This is a genomic window from Arenibaculum pallidiluteum (genome assembly GCF_017355985.1).
Taxonomy (GTDB): domain Bacteria; phylum Pseudomonadota; class Alphaproteobacteria; order Azospirillales; family Azospirillaceae; genus Arenibaculum; species Arenibaculum pallidiluteum.
Window position 1 is genome coordinate 110,980 of sequence record NZ_JAFIQU010000018.1, and the last position, 18,275, is coordinate 129,254.

General features: G+C 69.0%; 17 protein-coding genes. 7 read left to right on the plus strand and 10 right to left on the minus strand.

Going from position 1 to position 18,275, the window contains the following annotated elements; translation table 11 throughout:
- Positions 1-42 precede the first annotated feature (42 nt).
- Positions 43-900 carry a hypothetical protein gene (locus tag JUB13_RS25715; protein WP_207484178.1) on the plus strand — a complete coding sequence of 286 codons (858 nt, stop codon included), beginning with the start codon at positions 43-45 and terminating at the stop codon, positions 898-900.
- Here JUB13_RS25715 and JUB13_RS25720 read toward each other — a convergent pair.
- Positions 897-1,880 carry an AraC family transcriptional regulator gene (locus JUB13_RS25720; RefSeq protein ID WP_328703022.1) on the minus strand — a complete coding sequence of 328 codons (984 nt, stop codon included), beginning with the start codon at positions 1,878-1,880 and terminating at the stop codon, positions 897-899. The two genes, JUB13_RS25715 and JUB13_RS25720, sit on opposite strands and share 4 nt — an antisense overlap.
- Between JUB13_RS25720 and JUB13_RS25725 the strand changes: the two genes are divergently transcribed.
- Positions 1,819-3,072: an MFS transporter gene (locus tag JUB13_RS25725; RefSeq protein WP_207484182.1), complete on the plus strand. Its 1,254-nt coding sequence runs from the start codon at positions 1,819-1,821 to the stop codon at positions 3,070-3,072. The genes JUB13_RS25720 and JUB13_RS25725 overlap by 62 nt on opposite strands.
- Here the strand turns inward: JUB13_RS25725 and JUB13_RS25730 are convergent.
- From JUB13_RS25730 to JUB13_RS25740, 3 genes are all read right to left on the minus strand, one after another.
- Positions 3,062-4,567, minus strand: coding sequence for an SLC13 family permease (locus tag JUB13_RS25730; RefSeq protein ID WP_207484184.1), 1,506 nt, complete (start codon positions 4,565-4,567; stop codon positions 3,062-3,064). The genes JUB13_RS25725 and JUB13_RS25730 overlap by 11 nt on opposite strands.
- 181 nt (positions 4,568-4,748) lie before the next feature.
- Complete coding sequence (locus JUB13_RS25735) at positions 4,749-6,296, minus strand: malonate--CoA ligase (RefSeq protein WP_207484186.1); 1,548 nt, start codon at positions 6,294-6,296, stop codon at positions 4,749-4,751.
- The gene (locus JUB13_RS25740) at positions 6,293-7,720 is read right to left on the minus strand and encodes a malonyl-CoA decarboxylase (RefSeq protein WP_207484188.1); all 1,428 of its coding nucleotides are present in this window, start codon (positions 7,718-7,720) and stop codon (positions 6,293-6,295) included. Before JUB13_RS25740 ends, JUB13_RS25735 begins: the two co-directional genes overlap by 4 nt.
- Before the next feature lie 181 nt (positions 7,721-7,901).
- Between JUB13_RS25740 and JUB13_RS25745 the strand changes: the two genes are divergently transcribed.
- Positions 7,902-8,579, plus strand: a complete 678-nt coding sequence (locus JUB13_RS25745; protein WP_207484190.1) for a GntR family transcriptional regulator — start codon at positions 7,902-7,904, stop codon at positions 8,577-8,579.
- Between the two features lie 681 nt (positions 8,580-9,260).
- On the opposite strand, the gene JUB13_RS25750 is transcribed toward JUB13_RS25745, so the two are convergent.
- Positions 9,261-9,557 carry a hypothetical protein gene (locus tag JUB13_RS25750; RefSeq protein WP_207484192.1) on the minus strand — a complete coding sequence of 99 codons (297 nt, stop codon included), beginning with the start codon at positions 9,555-9,557 and terminating at the stop codon, positions 9,261-9,263.
- 322 nt (positions 9,558-9,879) lie between these two features.
- Between JUB13_RS25750 and JUB13_RS25755 the strand changes: the two genes are divergently transcribed.
- On the plus strand, positions 9,880-11,094 hold the full coding sequence (locus JUB13_RS25755; protein WP_207484194.1) for an ABC transporter substrate-binding protein: 1,215 nt from the start codon (positions 9,880-9,882) through the stop codon (positions 11,092-11,094).
- Between the two features lie 44 nt (positions 11,095-11,138).
- On the opposite strand, the gene fliG is transcribed toward JUB13_RS25755, so the two are convergent.
- The gene (gene fliG, locus JUB13_RS25760) at positions 11,139-12,161 is read right to left on the minus strand and encodes a flagellar motor switch protein FliG (RefSeq protein WP_207484196.1); all 1,023 of its coding nucleotides are present in this window, start codon (positions 12,159-12,161) and stop codon (positions 11,139-11,141) included.
- Positions 12,162-12,361: 200 nt separating this feature from the next.
- On the opposite strand from fliG, the gene JUB13_RS25765 reads away from it, so the two are divergent.
- Together JUB13_RS25765 and ykgO are read left to right on the plus strand one after the other, a co-directional pair.
- Entirely contained in the window at positions 12,362-13,318 is a 957-nt protein-coding gene (locus JUB13_RS25765; RefSeq protein WP_207484198.1) for an SAM-dependent methyltransferase, read from the plus strand.
- Positions 13,319-13,456: 138 nt separating this feature from the next.
- Positions 13,457-13,582: a type B 50S ribosomal protein L36 gene (ykgO, locus tag JUB13_RS25770; protein WP_012973122.1), complete on the plus strand. Its 126-nt coding sequence runs from the start codon at positions 13,457-13,459 to the stop codon at positions 13,580-13,582.
- A gap of 94 nt (positions 13,583-13,676) precedes the next feature.
- Here ykgO and JUB13_RS25775 read toward each other — a convergent pair whose 3' ends face one another.
- Positions 13,677-14,618 carry a threonine/serine dehydratase gene (locus tag JUB13_RS25775; protein ID WP_207484200.1) on the minus strand — a complete coding sequence of 314 codons (942 nt, stop codon included), beginning with the start codon at positions 14,616-14,618 and terminating at the stop codon, positions 13,677-13,679.
- Positions 14,619-14,667: 49 nt separating this feature from the next.
- Between JUB13_RS25775 and JUB13_RS25780 the strand changes: the two genes are divergently transcribed.
- The gene (locus JUB13_RS25780; RefSeq protein WP_207484202.1) at positions 14,668-14,970 is read left to right on the plus strand and encodes an ArsR/SmtB family transcription factor; all 303 of its coding nucleotides are present in this window, start codon (positions 14,668-14,670) and stop codon (positions 14,968-14,970) included.
- 75 nt (positions 14,971-15,045) lie between these two features.
- On the opposite strand, the gene JUB13_RS25785 is transcribed toward JUB13_RS25780, so the two are convergent.
- Genes JUB13_RS25785 through JUB13_RS25795 form a run of 3 tightly spaced genes read right to left on the minus strand, consistent with a single transcriptional unit; the run spans position 15,046 to position 18,199 of the window.
- Complete coding sequence (locus JUB13_RS25785; RefSeq protein ID WP_207484204.1) at positions 15,046-16,320, minus strand: hydroxymethylglutaryl-CoA reductase, degradative; 1,275 nt, start codon at positions 16,318-16,320, stop codon at positions 15,046-15,048.
- Positions 16,321-16,349: 29 nt separating this feature from the next.
- Complete coding sequence (locus JUB13_RS25790; RefSeq protein ID WP_207484206.1) at positions 16,350-17,663, minus strand: TRAP transporter large permease; 1,314 nt, start codon at positions 17,661-17,663, stop codon at positions 16,350-16,352.
- Positions 17,660-18,199, minus strand: coding sequence for a TRAP transporter small permease subunit (locus JUB13_RS25795; RefSeq protein ID WP_207484208.1), 540 nt, complete (start codon positions 18,197-18,199; stop codon positions 17,660-17,662). The genes JUB13_RS25790 and JUB13_RS25795 overlap by 4 nt, the downstream gene beginning before the upstream one ends.
- Between the last annotated feature and the right edge of the window lie 76 nt (positions 18,200-18,275).

Consider the following 18,275-nt stretch of genomic DNA (forward strand, 5'->3'; position numbering starts at 1 on the left):
GGAGCCTCCAAGTCTCCGCAGGCAGGGAAAGAGGGCTCCGCGATGGTCTCCCGCCCCGGTCCTGGCGTCATTTCCCCCTGGGACGCGACGCTGACGACCCTCCGCGCCGCGGTTGCGCCCGGCTGCGCCACGGGGGCGAAAGCGGCCGCCGCGCGCCACGAGGCTCTCGGGGAGCGCACGGCCGAGGCCGCGCAGGCACTCGAGACTTTGCGCGCCGCCCCCCGGAAGACCGCCGAGGACCGCAAGGCGGAGGCGCGCGCCAAGCTCGACAGGCTCAAGGAGCAGATGCGGACGCTGCGGATGTTCGCGGCGTCCGATCCTGAGCTGGTGGCGCGCCAGGCCCGGCAGCTCGCGCGGGAGCTGGCCTCCGCGGCCCGGGCCTATGCCGCAGCCGGCGGAACCGACGGGGGCGCCGCGATGGGCGCGGGAGTCGCCGCGGCGGGCGGGCAGGTCACCGCCCCGGCGGAGACGCAGGTGTCCGGTACGGTGCCGCAGGCCGCGGGATCCGGTGTCGCCGACGCGGCGGGCCCGCTGGCGCCGCCGGCGGCGCGCGACGATGGGCAGCCGGAAACGGCACCCTCCGCAAGCGCCCCGGCATCCGCGGAGGGAACGGCGCCGCAGGGCGCATCCGCGCCCGATCGGGCGAATCGGGACGATGGCAAGCGTGCCGAAGACGGGGGCACCGAGGACGAGGACTTCATCCGCGAGGCAAAGCGGCTTGCAAGCGAGCTGAAGACGGTTCTCCACCAGCAGGCCGAACGGATCCGCGCGAAATCCGGCGGAAGCTCCCCCGAGGCGCGTGAGTTGGAGGCGGCCGCCGCCCAGGCGGAGAAGGCGGTATCCGAGGCGGAGCGACAGCTCCGCGCGGCCGCATTCCCGGCGCTGTCGATCATGGCCTAGCCCGCGCCCTCGGGAGCGATGCGTGGCGCCGGCCGGGACGGAGCCGCCACCGGCGACGGCGGCCGGACGGAGCGGTCGAGGAATTCGCTGGGCGTCATGCCCATGACCTGACGGAAGGCGTGGCTGAAGGCAGCGACGCTCGAAAAGCCGAGCCGGGCGGAGAGCTGCTTGATGGAGCCGCCGCCGCCACCCAGCGTCTCGACGGCCGACAGGATGCGGGCACGCTGGCGCCACTGCTTGAAGGTCAGCTCCGTCTCGGCCGTGAACAGGCGCGTGATGGTCCGTGCCGAGGCGCCGGCCGCCTGCGCGAGGCCGTCGAGGTCGAGCCGGCCGCCGGGATCGCTCAGCATCAGTTCGGCCACGCGCCGGGCGCGCGGGTCGCTGGGTACGGGCATGAAGGTCGTCGCGTCCTCGGCCTCGGCCAGTTCGAAGAGGACGAGCCGCGAGAGCAGGTCGCGCCGGTGCGCGCCGGCGCCATCCCCGCCGCCGTCCTCGAACAGAGCCAGCACCACCTCGCGCAGCAGCGGCCTGACCGCGACGACGAACTCCCGGCCGAGCTGCGGGGCCAGGGGATGCCGCATCAGCCAGTTCCGGTCCAGGTAGAGTGAGCGCATCTCGATGTCGGCCAGCATGTCGACGGCATGCACGAGGCCGGGCGGAAGCCAGACCGCGCGCTGCGGCGGAACCAGCCACCGGCCCTTCGGGGTTCTCACCTGCATGACCCCGCTGCGCGCGAACAGGAGCTGCGCCTCCTCGCGATGGTCGTGCGGATCGAGCCGCGTTCCGCGCGGGTAGAAGCGGGCGAGTGCGCGGATCGGAGGGGCCGGAATGTCTGGCGTCTCAGCGATGGTCGTTGGCTCCTCATCGAAATGAGGACAGATTATCGTGACGGCTCCTGACCCGGAAGGGAGCTTGCCCATGGACCGCCCGGCGAACCGCCCCGCTACCGTGATCGGCTTCGTCAACGCCGCGCATTTCATCGATCACTACGTGATGCTGGTCTTCGCGGCGGCGGTGTTCCTGATGGAGCCCGCCTTCGGCATGGGCTTCGCGGAGCTGCTGCCCTACGCGACGCCGGGCTTCGTCGCCTTCGGCGCGGGCTCGCTGCTGGCCGGATGGCTCGGCGACCGGTGGAGCCGGCGGCACATGATGGTCGTCTTCTTCCTGGGCATCGGCGTCGCCATGATCGCCGTCGGCCTCGTGCGGACGCCTTTCCAGCTCGGCGCCGCCCTGCTGGCGGTCGGGCTGCTTGCGGCCATCTACCACCCGGTCGGCACGGCGATGCTCGTGTCCTACGCCGACCGACTCGGCCGCGACATCGGCATCAACGGCGTCTGGGGCAATTTCGGCGTCGCCTCGTCCGTGCTCGTCACCGGGGCCATCTGCCAGACGCTGGGATGGCGCTGGGCCTTCATCCTGCCCGGCCTAGTCGTCATCGGCGTCGGCCTCGCTTTCCTTGCCAAGATCCGCCACGAGGTCCGCACCGGCCCTGCGCAGGCACGTGCCGCCGTTCGGGTGTCGCGGCGGGCGATGGGCCGTGTCGTGGTCGCCCTCGTCGTGACCATCATCGCCAGCTCGACCACCTTCAATGCCGTCACCGTGGCTCTGCCGAAGCTGTTCCTCGAACGCCTCTCGGAATTCTCCAGCAGCCCTGCACTGGTCGGGGTCGTCACCGCCGGCGTCTACTTGTTCGGAGCCCTCGCCCAGCTGACGATCGGAAACCTGATCGACCGCCATTCGCTGAAGGCCGTCTTCCTTCCGCTGTCGCTGCTGCTGGCGCCGCTGCTCTATCTCGGCGCGGGCCTGTACGGCATCCCCCTGATCCTGATCGCCATCGGGGTCGTCATCGGCCTGTTCGGGCAGGTGACGGTCAACGACGCCATGGTCGGCCGTTACACGAGCGAGGAGTGGCGGGCACGCGCCTATGCCGCCCGGTACTTCATCGGCTACACGGCCGCCGGCGCCTCCATCGGCCTCGTCGCCTGGCTGCACGAGCTGGGTGGCTTCACCCTCATGATGCAGGCCTTCGGCCTGCTGTGCGTGCTTGTCATTCTTGGCGCGCTGATCTTCCCGACGGACGAGGCTCTGCCGGATCAGGCAGCCCTCCCCGGTGCCGAACCTGTGGGCAAGGCCACGGGGAGGGTCGTCTCGCCCACCGCCCCTAGAGCATGACGAACAGCAGCCAAACGACCACCGGCGCCGCGACTGTGACCAGGGCGCCATAGCCCAGCAGGCTTCGGAAGAAGGCCTCGCGGTCGACGCCGCGCGCGCTGGCCAGGACCAGCGCGCCGTTGGTCGAGAAGGGGCTGACATCCACGATGGTGGATGAGACCGCCATCGCGGCGATGAAGCCCACGGCCTCGACCCCGGAGCCCGACTGCAGGAACGGCACCGCCAGCGGGATGAGGGAGCCGAGCACCGCCACCGAGGATGCGAAGGCGGAGACCACCGCGCCGATCAGGCATAGCAGCAGCGCGGCCGTCATCGGCGAGGCCAGGCCCGCAACGCTGTGGCCGACGAAGTCGATCGTTCCCATGGTCTGCAGCACGCCCACATAGGTGCTGACGCCCGTGATCAGCATCACCTCGGGCCAGGTCACCTGACCGATCGCACGCTTTTGCATGTTCGGGGCCAGGAGCGACAGGAAAAGGCCGAGGGTGATCGCCACGAAGCCGATGTCCAGATTGAACCCGAGCGTCAGGATCGCGAGCGCGGCAAGCGCGAGCAGCGTCAGGACCTGGTGCGCCCGCGGCGCGGCCTCGGCATCGGCGGCCGGCGCGTCGAGAACGGAGGCATGGCCGCCCTTGGCGACGTCGCGCTCCTCGCCGAAGGCCTCGGCTTCGGCCTCGCCGTAGATCTGCGCGCCGGACTGGGGGACCGCCACTTCGGCCGGCCGCGTGCCCGTCGTCGTCCCGGACGCCGTTCCTGAAAGGGCGCCGGCGAGGGCAGGCTGGCCGACATCGCTCCGGGCGAAGGCGCCGGTCGGCGGCAGGGTCATCGCCATGTGCTGGCCCATGGCGCGACCGGATATGAACCCGGGCTGCTGGGCGGAGCCGGACTGGGCCAGCAGCGAGCGGCCGCCGAGCACGAAGAAGAGGGCGGCCGCCACGGCGGCGTTGACCCCGAAGCTGGCCAGGAAAGTGGCGATCTCGTTCAGCGGAAGGCCGGCCTGAGCCACGATCCTGTTGGTGATGCCGCCGTAGATGCTGATGGGCGAGAAGCCGCCGGCCTGGGCGCCGTGGATCACCATCAGCCCCATGAGCAGCGGGCTGATTCCGTATTTCAGCGCGAATCCAAGCGCGACCGGCGCGATGATGGCGACTGCGCCGGGGCTCACGGCGCCCACGGCGGTCAGGAGCGCCGCGATCCCGAACATGATCCAGGGGATCGCCGCGATCCGCCCCCGCACGGCCCGTACGGCGAGCTGGACGAGCCAGTCGATCGTGCCGTTGTTCTGGGCCAGGGCGAAGAGATAGGTGATGCCGACCAGCGTCAGGAAGAGGCCGGCGGGAAAGCCGGCAATGATGTCCTTGGCCGACAGGCCGGCGACCAACGTCCCGACGAGATAGGCGCCGACGAAGGCCAGCACCCCCATGTTGATCGGCAGCAGGGTCGCGATCACAAACATGGCGGCCAGCACGTAGATCGAGATCATCTCCGGGGACATGGCGCTCACCTCCCCTGGACGATCGGCGGAGCCGGCCCGTCCGCGCAAACGGCGCGGATGGGGGCGGGCATGGGGCGGCCGGAGCGCGCGCGGACAGCGTTTCGAACCTTCATCAGGGTTTCCTCCGATTGTCGTTATGCGCCCCGCCGGGCCCGGGGCCGCGCTGGTCGCCCGGCCCGGATCAGCCCGCCTTCGTGCGGGCGTAGAGGTCCTTGTTTTCGTCGCGGAGCAGGTTCTTCTGCACCTTGCCCATCGTGTTCCGCGGCAGCGCCTCGGCGAACAGGACACGCTTCGGGAGCTTGTAGCGGGCGAGGCGCCCCTCGAGCGCCGAGAGGATCGTGCGCTCGTCGACCTGCGCCCCGGGCTTGCGGATCACGATCGCGGTGACGCCCTCGCCGAAGTCCGGATGGGCCACGCCGATCACTGCGCTCTCGGCCACGCCGGGGATCGCATCGATTTCGGTCTCGACTTCCTTCGGATAGACGTTGTAGCCACCGGTGATCACGAGGTCCTTGCCGCGCCCGACGATGTGCAGGTAGCCGCGCGGGTCGATCATCCCGAGATCGCCCGAGATGAAGAAGCCGTCCAGCCGGAACTCGGCGGACGTCTTCTCCGGCATGCGCCAATACCCTTTGAAGACGTTGGGTCCGCGGATCTCGACCATGCCGATCTCGCCCTGTGCAAGGGGCGCGCCGGTGTCGGGATCGGTGACGCGGATCTCCACGCCCGGCAGCGGCGGACCGACCGTGCCCGCCACCCGCTCGCCGTCGTAGGGGTTGGAGGCGTTCATGTTCGTCTCGGTCATGCCGTAGCGCTCCAGGATCGCGTAGCCCGTCCGCTCGGCCCAGGCCGCGTGCGTCTCCGCCAGCAGCGGGGCGGAGCCGGACACGAAGAGCCGCATTCCGCGGGTCGTCTCCCTGCCGAGCTCCGGATGCTGGAGCAGGCGCACGTAGAAGGTCGGCACGCCCATCAGCACCGTCGCCGCCGGCATCAGGCGCATGATCTCGTCGGGTTCGAAGCGGGGCAGGAAGATCATCGAGGAGCCCGCCATCAGCGTGACGTTCGTCGCGACGAACAGCCCGTGGGTGTGGAAGATCGGCAGCGCGTGCAGCAGCACGTCGTCCGGCGTGAACCGCCAGGCCTCGGCCAGCGTCAGGGCGTTCGAGGCCAGGTTGCCATGGCTCAGCATAGCCCCCTTGGAGCGGCCCGTGGTGCCCGAGGTGTAGAGGATGGCAGCAAGATCGTCGGCCCCGCGGGGGACGTCCTCGAAGGCGGGCTCGCAGAGGCTCGCGAGTTCGAGCAGCGTGCCGGACTGTCCGTCGACGCCGAGGGTCTCCGTGAAGGCGACGCCGAGCCGGCTCGCAAGGGGCTCGATCTCGGCGGCGCGCTCCGGCGCCGCGACCACCACGCGCGGCTCCGCGTCGCCCAGGAAGTACTCGAGCTCCGCGAGCGTATAGGCGGTGTTGAGCGGCAGGTAGACGGCGCCGGCCCGCAGGCAGGCGAGATAGAGGATGATGGCCTCGGGTGACTTCTCGACCTGCACGGCCACGCGGTCGCCCGGCACGACGCCACGGGCGACGAGCGCCCTGGCCATGCGGCTGGACGCGGCCAGCGCGTCCCCGTAGGTGAGGTCCCTGCGCGGGGCGCCCTTCGTCGCGGGGACGGATATGAAGACCCGGTCGGCCTTCGGCGCGCGGGAACGGATCGTCGAGACCATGTGGTTCGTCATGATGCTGTCTCCGGCTTCGAGGGAGTGCCGCGGCCGGCCCGGGCGGAGCGCTGCGGGGAGTGGGGCTCGCGCCCGGGCGCGGCCGGGCGCGACAGCTTTCTGATCTCGGGCGCGGCCACGACCTCGCCCCTGGAGGCGAAGCGCTCGTGGTTCGCCTCGATCTCGTCGAGCTTGTAGAGGTAGTTGACCATCAGCCCGTGGGCTTGGCGGAGCCCCCTGGACGAGGTGTCGCCCAGGAAGTTGAGTCGCTCGAGCCTTGCGCCGTTGCCGAGATGGAAGCGGGCGACCGGGTCGACTGGCTTGCCCGACGCGGTCCTGGCATCGAGCAGGTATCCCGCGGCGGCGGCGAGAACGGCGCCACGCACGCCATCGCGCCGATCCTCGTCCCGATGCCAGCCGTCCTCGTCGAGGACGGAGAGGGCGGCCTTGATCTCTTCCGGCAGGACGGAGGTCTCGGCGCGACGCTCGCGGTCCAGCCAGGCGGCGAAGCCGGGAACCGGGGACAGCGTCGCGAAGGTTGTCAGGCCCGGCAGCTCGCGCTTGAGATCCTCGGCCACCTGCTTGATCAGGAAATTTCCGAACGAGACGCCCCGCAGCCCGTCCTGGCAGTTGGAAATCGAGTAGAAGACGGCGGTGTCGGCCGTGTCGGCCGCGATGGGTGCCCGGTTCTCGGCGAGCAGCGAGCCGATCGTCGCGGGAATCCCGTTGGTCAGGGCGACCTCGACGAAGATCAGCGGGTCGTCGACGAGCTGCGGATGGAAGAACGCGAAGCACCGCCGGTCGTCGGGCTCCAGGCGGCGGCGCAGGTCGTCCCAGTCGCGGATCGTGTGGACCGCCTCGTAGCGGATGATCTTCTGGAGGATGTTGGCCGGCGTGGTCCAGTCGATCCGGCGCAGCACGAGGAAGCCGCGGTTGAACCAGGATCCGAAGAGATGGGCGAAGTCGGCGTCCAGCGCGGAAAGATCGGGGTGAGACGCCAGGTGCCGCAGGAGCACCTCGCGCATCCGGACCAGCGTCTCGGTCCCGGACGGCGCGAGGTTCAGGCGCCTGATGAGCTCCTGCCGCCTGGGTTCGGCGGCGTTGTGAAGTTCGAGCGTGGCGCGCGCGTCGGGCTCGGCGCGGTAGGCGTCGATGGCGCGGTCGAGCCTGGCGCGGTCCGGGCCGAAGCGCTCGGCCAGCACCGTCAGGAAGTCCCGCCGCCCCTCGTCCTGAAGCGTGCGCCAGCGGGCCAGGATCTCGCCGGCCAGGGCGACGCCGGACGCCTCGCCGCGCCCTGAGAGGAGCGCCTCGCAGAGCGCGACGAGATCGGCTTCGGGATCGGCCATCCGCCCGGGCACGTCGCTGCGGCGCAGGAGCGCCCTGCCGCGCTCGGCGATGGATCCCAGAAGATCGGCGAAGAAGGAATTCGTGGCCTCCAGTCTCATGACGCGGCTGCCTTCCGCTGCGGGTCGGTGAGGGCCGCCGGGCCGCACGGCACGGAGAGGGCCCCACATGGAGCCTGCGGATCGCTGTGCTTGCAGACGATCGGCGGGTCCTTGCATTATAAACCCAAGCCATGGCGGCATCGTCAATGATTTTGTATACAAGAATTTGGAGCATGCGTACATGCCGCGAGTTCTTCCGGAAGCCACCAAGGCCCGGCTGCGCGACGAACTGGAGAACGCGATCCTGACGGGATCCCTGCTACCGGGGCAGCGTCTGGACGAGGTCTCGCTCGCCAAGCGTTTCGGCGTCTCGCGCACACCCATCCGGGAGGCCCTGCGGCAGCTGGAAACGGCCGGCCTTGTGGAGATCCGGCCCCGGCGGGGCGCGGTGGTCGCCGAACTCGGCACGGAGCGGCTCGTGCAGATGTTCGAGGTGATGGCGGGGTTGGAAGGGGTTGCGGGGCGGCTGGCTGCCCGCCGCCATACGGAGGAGGACCGCCAGGCGCTGCTGCGCGCCCATGAGGCCTGCCGCCAAGCGGTGCAGGCCGGCGATGCGGACGCCTACTACTACGAGAACGAGATGTTCCATCTGGCGATCTACGCCGCCAGCCACAACGCCTTCCTGGCCGAGCAGTGCACCACGCTGCACCGGCGCCTGAAGCCCTACCGGCGGCTCCAGCTCCGGGTGCGGAACAGGATGGTCACGTCCTTCGCCGAGCACGAGGCCGTCATCGACGCCATCATCGCCATGGATGGCGACCGGGCCGAGCGCGCGCTGCGCGACCATGTCGTGATCCAGGGCGACCGCTTCGCCGATTTCGTCGCGCTTCTCGCCGCGGGGACGACCGCCGCCGCCTGAAACGCGCTCTTCGGCGGGGTGGAAGAGGGGGCTAGGCAGCCTGCTGTGTCTCTGGCCCAAGTGGTGTCACCTGGACACCTGCTCGCGCAAAGGGAGTAGAATGCTCCTGTCCCCAGCAGGAGGCGTTCATGCGTTCCCCGCTCGCATTGCTACTCTTCGCCGGACTGCTGAGTTCGTGCCAAGCGTCTCCTCCCGACGCGCTCGTGTCATGCCTGCAGGCGAGGCTCGGTGGAGGGGCCGCCGAGAAGATCGTGTATTGGTCTCCGCTTCCGCAGTGTCGGTCGGAAGGCGCGATCCTGCGCGTCCCACTTAGAGATGAAAGGCTGGAGCAAGTTGAGGCCAGAACAGCTCCAATGAACCCCGCTGGCCGCGTGAACTGCCTGCTTCTTACGCCGGGGTACTATAGTACTGTATACGTTATGCCCCAGCGATGCTCCGGACCAAATGACCTGCGCCAGGCAAGGTTTATTGTTCCCAATAATCTCCGGATCGATTATCGCTTCTCGGATCACTCGATTGACTATCGAATCGTCACGTGCCGCCTCTCGCGTGGCTTGGTCGTACATACCTCGCGCTCGAGTTGCTTGTACGAAGGCGGCTCCATCGAGCCCTGAGGCAAGGCCGTCCTCCCTCAGTCCAGCCGGCGCCGGATCGGCTACCGGCGGCCTTGCCGTGGCCCGCTCAGGCCGCCTGAAGGCCGATATTCAGCAGGAACGGCACGTCGGAACGTGCGGCCACGGGCAGGGTGGCTGTCGCCACGGCCGCAAGCTCGGCACTGGCCGCCTCGCCGCGCCGGAGGCTCCAGCGCATCAGGCAGTCGAGAAGACCGTTTGGCGAAAACGCGCTCCGGTCGTGACGAGATTGCATCGCGCTCTTGTCGGAGACATGCAAGATCATGATCGTCTCTCCACCGGTATGTATCATGCCGATGGAGAATCTAGGCCTGCCGAATTCCTGGTGCACCGCCTGTTTGGACATGCCACGGCGCGCCAGCGCACATAGGTTCGTGCGTCGTACAAACGAATCGTCCTGGAAATTGGGAGTTTTGATTGCGGAAGGACCCGCAATCGGGACCGCGTGCCCCACCGTTGTTCCCTCGGGGGGGGGGGGGGGGGCGGCCTCCGCATCGCGGCACGGTTCGGCATTCCCGGATGCCGGACGGAATCGTGCAAGGAAGCCGGACGATCGGTATACCGCCGGGGCCCCGGCACAACCGAGCTATGTGAACGTCTTCGGCGGGCGTCCCGCCGAGCCGCAATCACTACCGATTCCGGTGGCTTGTTCCATGGAGACCAGGTCCATGTCGCTTCTTCGTGCCGCGGGCGCCCTTGCCCTGTCCGCATGCGCCGCGCCCGCCGTGTCCGGGACGGGAACCGCGATCTCGGGCGATGCCGTCCGCATCGGCTTCATCACCGACCTCTCAGGCCCCTACGCCTCCGTGGACGGGCCTGCGGGCGCGGCCGCGATCGAGATGGCCGTTGCCGACCGGGGCGGGACGGTTGCAGGCAGGCGTGTCGAGGTGCTGGCCGGCGACCACGAGAACCATCCCGAGCTCGCCGCCGCCATGGCGCGCCGGTGGCTCACGGAGGAGGGCGTCGACGTCCTGATCAGCGGCGTCAACACCGACACGAGCCTCGCCATGGCGGAGGTCGCCCGGGAGACCAGGAAGCCGTTCCTCGTCGTCTCGGCCGGCGGGGCGGAGCATACGAACGAGAAATGCTCGCCCTACACGGTCCAGTGGGCCTACGACACCACGGCCCTGTCAAAGGTGGCCGGCGCCGCTGTCACCGCGGCGGGCGGCAGGAGCTGGTACATCCTCACGGGCGACTATCCCTTCGGGCATGAGCTCGAGAACGAGACCGCGGCGGCCGTCGAGGCCGCCGGCGGCACCGTCCTGGGCACGGAGCGGCACGCGCACGGCGCCACGGATTTCTCCGCCGCCATCGGGCGCGCCCAGCGCAGCGGCGCCCAGGTGCTCGGGCTCGCCAGCGGCCATTCCACCCTCGTCGCCGCGGTTCGCGATGCGAACAGGCTCGATCCCGCGAAGTCGATGCGAATCGCGGGGCTGCTCGCCTTCATCGACGAGGTGCACGAACTCGGCCTGGAGCAGGCCCAGGGCATGTACCACCCCGACAGCTGGTACTGGGACTGCGACGAGGCGACGCGCGCCTGGAGCCAGCGCTTCTTCGCGCGCTTCGACAGGATGGCGTCCTTGCTGCACGCCGGCGACTATTCGGCCGCCTTCCAGTACCTGGCGGCGGTCGAGGCCGCCGGCACCGACGACGGCGACGGGGTGATGGCGCGGCTCAGGGGCACGACGTTCAACGACGTCTCCCTTCAGAACGGCCGAATCCGCGGCTACGGCCTGATGGAGCACGACATGTACCTGCTGCAGGTCAAGTCGCCGGCGCAGTCCAGGGGGCCCTGGGACTACGATACGATCGTCGGGACCTTCCGCGGCGATGCGGCGTGGCGGCCGAAGTCCCGGTCGAAATGCGCGTCCTGGACCGGCTGAGCCGAAGGCGTCCGGCGGCAGGGGGCATCCCTGCCGCCGAGGCGTCAGTAGATCAGCTCGTCCTCGCCCTTGCCCTCGGACAGGACGATCTCGCCGCGCGCGGCCAGGTCCTTGGCGAGCTGGACCATGTACATCTGGCTCTCGTCCACGTCGCGCACGCGGACCGGGCCCATGGCGGCCATGTCCTCGCGCAGGATCTTCGCCGCGCGCTCGGACATGTTGGTGAAGAACAGGTCGCGAAGCTGCTCGGACGCACCCTTGAGCGCCAGCGCCAGCTTGGACTTGTCCACGACGCGCAGGAGCGTCTGGACGCCGGCGGGATCGAGCTTCGAAAGATCCTCGAAGGTGAACATCAGCGCCTTGATGCGCTCGGCGCTGTCGCGGTTCCGCTCCTCGAGGGCGGTGATGAAGCGGTTCTCGGTGTTGCGGTCGAGATGGTTGAAGATCTCGGCCATCATCTCGTGCGCGTCGCGCCGGCTGGTGCGGGCGAGGGTCGCCATGAACTCGGTGCGCAGCGTGCGCTCGACCTGGTCCAGCACCTCCTTCTGGACGGGCTCCATGCGCAGCATGCGCATGACGACCTCCATCGCATAGCTCTCGGGCAGCAGGCCGAGGACGCGGGCGGCGTGGTCGGCCTTCACCTTCGAGAGAACGAGGGCGACGGTCTGCGGGTACTCGTTCTTGAGGTAGTTCGCGAGCACCTGCTCGTTGACGTTGCCGAGCTTGTCCCACATGGTCCGGCCGGCGGGACCACGGATATCCTCCATGATCGCCTCGACCTTGTCCCTGTCCATCACCTTCATCAGAAGGCGCTCGGTCGTGTCGTAGGTGCCGACCAGCGAGCCGGTGCTGGAGATCTGCTCGGCGAACTCGACGAACAGCCGCTCCATGATGTTGGCGCTGACCGTGCCGAGATTGGCCATGACCTGTGAAAGCTCGCGGATCTCCTCGTCGTCCATGTAGCCGAAGAGCTTCGCCGCGTGCTCCTCGCCGAGGGCGAGCAGCATGATGGATGCCTTCTCCGGCCCCGTCAGGCTCCGGTAGTCTTCGCGAACGCGGGTTGCCATGGCGGTCCTCGGGCCTGCGCGTGGTCGGATCCACTGAGGATCCGCGAGTACGGTTAATTTCCGACTTATATCGCAAGCAGATGGGGCCGGAAAGAGTCCGCCTATACCGACGCGCTAACCCGATCGGCCGGTTTTCCGTTGAACGCCGACGCGGCCTCGCATAAGTGTCTAGGGATGGCGAAACCGGCGGTCCAAGGCAGATGAGCGAGGAATCGCGAACCGGTCCGGATTGGCGCAAGCGCTTCCACGCCTGGTGGGAGGGCTACGTCCTGCCCGAGAAGAAGCCGGAGGCGGAGCCGGAGGCACCGTCCAAGGCTGCCGCTCCTGCACGGGCGCTCTCGGCCGAGGAGCAGAAGGCCAACACCAGCCGCTTCGGAAAGCCGCTCTGGACCGCGAACCGCATCGAGGTCGCGGAGAAGATCTGGGGCAAGGGCTTCGCGACGCCCGGCGGCGACGACTTCCTCCCCTACCTGCTGAAGCCGCTGGGGCTGAACCCCAAGATGAGCGTGCTCGACCTCTCGGCCGGGCTCGGCGGCGCGACGCGCCTGATGGCGAAGACCTACGGGTGCTGGGTCACGGGGCTGGAATCCTCGCCCGTTCTCGCGGAGGCCGCGCAGCTCCGCTCGGTGGCCGCGGGCCTCGCCAAGCAGGCGCCGATCACCCGGTACGATCCAGAGACGCCGAAGCTCAGCAAGCGCTTTGACTGCGTCTTCTCCAAGGAATTCCTCGTCTTCGTGAAGAACCGCGAGGGCATCACCGACGCCATCGAGGCGGCTATGAAGCCGGGCGGGCAGCTCCTGTTCACAGACTACGTGCTGGAGACCCCCGGGGTCGGCGGGGCTCCGCTGAAGTCATGGGTGGACCACGAGCCCATGACGCCGTACCCGAAGACCGTCGCGGAGGTCGTCAACTCGCTCCAGCAGCGAAACCTCGACATCCGCATCACCGAGGACATCACGGACAAGCACCGCCATCTCGTGATCACCGCGATCCAGACGCTCACAGGCTTCCTGGAGAAGCATGCGCTGGACCACGAGACCAAGGTCGCCGTGATGGACGAGGTGGAGCTCTGGGCGCGCCGTGTCGCGGCGCTGCAGGACGGGCTGCGCTGCTATAGGTTCTTCGCGCTGAAGTTCAACGACGGCGCCGGCACCTGAGCGCGGCCGCCGCGGGAGAGGCATCGGGGAGCCATGGAGGCTCTCCGGCCGGGATCGATCCGGTTGCGGTTGACAGGGACGGGGCGCCCCCATATGTTCCGCGCTCCGTTCCGCCAGTGCTTCACCAGGACCGCCACGATGAAGATCGTCAACTCGCTGAAGTCGATGAAGACCCGGCACAAGGCTTGCCGCGTGATCCGCCGCAAGGGCCGCGTCTACGTCATCAACAAGCAGAACCCCCGCTTCAAGGCCCGCCAGGGCTGACCGGCTGGCCCGGCAACGGGCCTGCATGGTGGTTCACGGCCGCGCCTTTCGGGCGCGGTTTTGCTTTTCCGGCCCGTCTCGGCAGTCGGAGACATCAGCGGTCGAAGTCGACGGCGGTGGTGTTGGCGCCGCACAGCAACACGGCGACACGCTCGCCTGGCCCCGGGCGGTAGGCGCCCGACGCCAGGGCGGCGAGAGCCGCCGCGCCACCGGGCTCGACGACGACTCGCAGGCTGCGCCACAGCGCCTTCTGGGCCTCGGCGATGGCCGCGTCCTCGACCAGCACCGTGCCGGCCACGAGGCGCCTCGCGATCGGGAAGACCAGCCTGCCCACGCGCCTCGGCGCCAGCGAATCGGCGGCGATGCCCCCCGCCTCGGCGTCCACGGGCTCCCCGGCCTCCAGCGCCCGGGTGAGGGTCGGCGCGGTTCGCGGCTCCACCCCGACGACCCGGATGCGGCCCGCGTACCAGGCTGCGATCCCGCCGATCAGCCCGCCACCGCCCACCGCGACGAGCAGCGTGTCGATATCCGGCGCCTGATCCTCCAGCTCCAGCCCTACGGTTCCCTGGCCCAGCAGCGTGCCGGGCTGGTCGAAGGCATGGATCGCGGCGGCGGCCGAGCGCTCCACCCATTCCTCGCTGGCGGCCAGGGCGTCGGCATAACGCTCGCCGCCGACCACCAGCTCCGCACCGTAGCTTCGGATCTGGGCGAGCTTTGCGGGCGAGGCGATGCTCGGGACGAAGATCCGGGCGCTGACCCCCAGCGTCATGGCGGCGAATGCGACCGCGGCGCCGTGATTCCCGCCCGACGCCGCAGCCACGCCGGACGGTGGGGCCGGGTTGGTCAGCAAGCTGGCAAAGGCGCCGCGCGCCTTGAACGAGCCCGAATGCTGCAGGAACTCCAGCTTCAGGTGCAGCGAGCCGGCGGTGGCGCCGAGGTCCCGGGGATCGACCTCGATCACCGGCGTCCGGCGGATATGGGGGCGGATCATGCGCTCCACCTCGGCAATCTCGGCGCGTTCCACGGTCCGGTCCATCGGAGCCCCCTCGCTTGACTGGTTCATAGGGATATAGGAAAATCCCTATATGGATCTTGTCAAGACGGCCCGGGCTCTCGCCAGCGACAAGCGCGTGCGGATCCTGTCCTGGCTCAAGGACCCTGCCGCGCATTTCCCGCCCCAGGCCGATGGCGACCTGGTGGAGGACGGCGTCTGCGTGGTGCTGATCGCGGAGAAGCTCGGCGTCAGCCAGCCAACCGCCACGGAGCATCTGAAGATCCTCGCCGAGGCCGGTTTCGTCAGGGCCCGGCGGCTCAAGCAATGGACCTTCTACCGCCGCGACGAAGCCGCCATCGCCGGAATCAAGCAGGGGATCGCCCGCGAGCTCTGAGCGGCCGGCGCGCGGTGCCTGCGCCGGCCGCGTAGGGTTCTCAGCCGCGCAGCCTGCGCCGGCCGCGTAGGGTTCTCAGCCGCGCAGCCTGCGGAGCTCCGCCTCGGCCACGTCCACGCGCACGGTACCGCGCTCGACCATGATGGCGGCGACCCTGTCGATCTCCTCGCCGACCGCGCCGGCCATCATGGCGATGTTCTGGGCGTGCAGGGCCATGTGGCCCTTCTGGATGCCCGTGGTCGCCAGCGCCTTCAGCGCCGAGAAGTTCTGCGCGAGGCCGACCGCCGCGATGATCCGGGCGAGCCGGTCCGCCGAGGTCGCGCCCAGGATCCGCAGGTTCGCGCGGGCGGTCGGATGCAGCTTGGTCGCGCCGCCGACAAGGCCGACCGCCATCGGCACCTCGATCGTACCCGCAAGATGCCCCTCGCGCGTCACCTCCCACCGGGTCAGGCTGCCGTAATGGCCGTCCCGCGCCGCATAGGCATGGGCGCCGGCTTCGATCGCGCGGGTGTCGTTGCCGGTCGCAAGGACCACGGCCGAGATGCCGTTCATGATTCCCTTGTTGTGGGTCGCCGCCCGGTACGGGTCCGCATGCGCGAAGTGGTAGGCGCTCACGATGCCGTCACGGACCTCCGCCCCGCCGATGGCCTCGGCCGTCCAGGTGGCCCGGGCGCGCGCGAGCCGGCGGTCGGCCAGATTCGAGAGGATGCGCAGATAGACCCGTCCGCCGGTCCATTCCTGGACATGGGGCGCCAGCTTCTCGGCCATGGTGTTCACGGCGTTGGCGCCCATCGCGTCGCGCGTGTCGACGATCAGGTGCGTCACCACCATGGGTCCGCCGAGGGAATCGACGATGCGCACCTCGAGATCCCTGAAGCCGCCGCCTAGCTTCACCAGGACGGGATCACAGGCATCGCAGATCTCCTTGATCTCGTCCCGCCGCTCCAGGATCCGGATGCGGGCCTCGTGGGGCGCCGAGGCCCCGACGAGCTGGATCTGCGCGATCATCAGCGACCCCGACATCGAGGTCGTGAAGCCGCCGCTGTCGTAGCATTGGCGCGCGGCGTTGCAGACAGCGGCGACGACCGATGATTCCTCGGTCGCCATGGGGATCAGGACATCCTCGCCGTCGATGCGCATGTTGGTCGCGATCCCGACCGGCACGTTCATCGTGGCGATGACGTTCTCGATCAGGTGATCGGCCAGGTGCGGGTCGAGGTTCCCCATGTCCGAGAGGTGCCCGACGGTCTCGCCGTCGAGCCCCGCGAAATCGGCGACGAGGTCGAGGCGTTCCTTCGGCGACTTCTTGTGGAAGCCGGGGATGCGGGAAGTCTTGGTACGATCGGTCACGGGTGATGTCTCCGGAAGGCAAGGGGGGCTCAGCCGCCGACCATGAGTCGGGGGAGCCAGGTGACGAGGCCCGGCAGCGCGGCGCAGATCAGAAGGCCGAGCACCTGCAGGGCGAAGAAGGGCGTGATGCCGCGATAGACCGTGTCCATGCCGATATGCGGCGGCAGCGTGCCCTTGATGTAGAAGAGCGTGTAGCCGAAGGGCGGGCTGATGTAGCCCATCTGGATCGTCACGGCGTAGAGCACGCCGAACCAGACCTCGTCGAAGCCGAGATGCCGCACGATCGGCAGGAACACCGGCACGGTGAGCAGGATGATGCCGATCTCGTCCAATACGGTGCCGAGGAAGATCAGGATCAGCATCATCACGGCCAGGATCACGTAAGGGTGCATGTCCAGGTCGCGGATCAGGCCCAGCAGCGTGTCGGCGCCGCCGAGCCCGGTGAAGATCGCGACATAGGCCTTCGCGCCGATGGTGATCCACAGGATCATCGACGTCGCCTTCAGCGTCTCCTTCGCCGAATGGGCCAGGTTTTCGATGGTCAGCTGGCGGCGCAGCGCGGCCGCGATCATCGCACCCACGACGCCCACCGCCGCCGCCTCGGTGGGTGTGGCGATCCCGAAGAAGATCGAGCCCAGGATCATGACGATCAGCATGGCCGGAAGGACGAGCGAGCGGAGGCTCCGCAGCTTCTCGCTCATGGGGATGCGCTCGCCCGATCCCGGCGGGACGAGGCCGGGGCGCAGATACGAGACTGCGACGATGTACGCGATGTAGAGCCCTGCCAGGATGGCGCCCGGGACGATGCCGGCGATCAGCATCTTGCCGATCGAGACCTGGGCGGTGACGGCGTAGACGATCGTCAGGACCGATGGCGGGATCAGGATCCCCAGCGTGCCGGCCGCGCAGATCGTCCCCGTGGCGAGCCGCGGGTCGTATTTGCGGCGCAGCATCTCGGGCAGCGCGAGCACGCCCATCGCCGTGACCGCCGCGCCGACCACGCCCGTCATGGCGGCCATGATCACGCAGATCACGACGGTCCCGATGGCAAGGCCCCCGCGCACCCGGCCGAACCACTTCTCCATGGCCCCGTACAGATCCTCGATCACGCCGGAGCGCTGCAGGACGCTCGCCATCAGGATGTAGAGCGGGATGCCCAGCAGGGCCTCGGACCGCATGGTGTCGAAGATCTGGAGAACCAGGATCACGACGGCGTCCGCGTTCCACAGCGTAACCGTGAACAGCAGCGACAGGCCGCCGAGCACGAAGGCGATGGGCAGCCCCGTCAGCATGAAGACGGTCAGGCCGCCGAACATGGCGATCAGGATGGCGGTGGGGGTCATGCCGCGATCTCCGCCGCAGGGGGCTCCTGGACGATCGCCGCCGTCTCGCCGAAGAGCACGCGCAGGAACTCGGCGAAGCTCTGCGCGGCCATCAGGACGACGGAGACGGGGATCGCGAATTTCAGCGGCCAGATCGGCGGGTTCCAGGCTGAGAAGGACGTCTCGCCGAACTCCCAGGCCTGCATGGCGAGGGGCCAGGAGTAGTAGAGAAGGATCCCGCAGAACAGGATGATGACGGGCTGGTTCATCAGCTCGAAGATCCGGTTCCAGCGCAGCGGCAGCGCGCGCCGGACGAGATCCAGGTTCACGTGCCCGTGCAGGTGCAGCAGATAGGGGCCGCCGAGCAGGAAATACGGCCCGAACAGCAGCGTTGCGAGTTCCATTCCCCAGGTGGTCGGCGCATCGAAGGCATAGCGCGCCACGACTTCGTAGAGCATCACGGGGACGACGACGAACATCAGGGCCGCAGCGATGCGGAAGAGCGTGCGGTTGAGCGCCGTGACCGCGCGCACGTAGTGGCTGGCGATGGGTGGCATGGCGACACCTCGAATGGGCCCAGCGAATGCGGCCAGGGGAAAGCGGCCAGGGGAAAGCGGCCGGGGCGCACCGGTC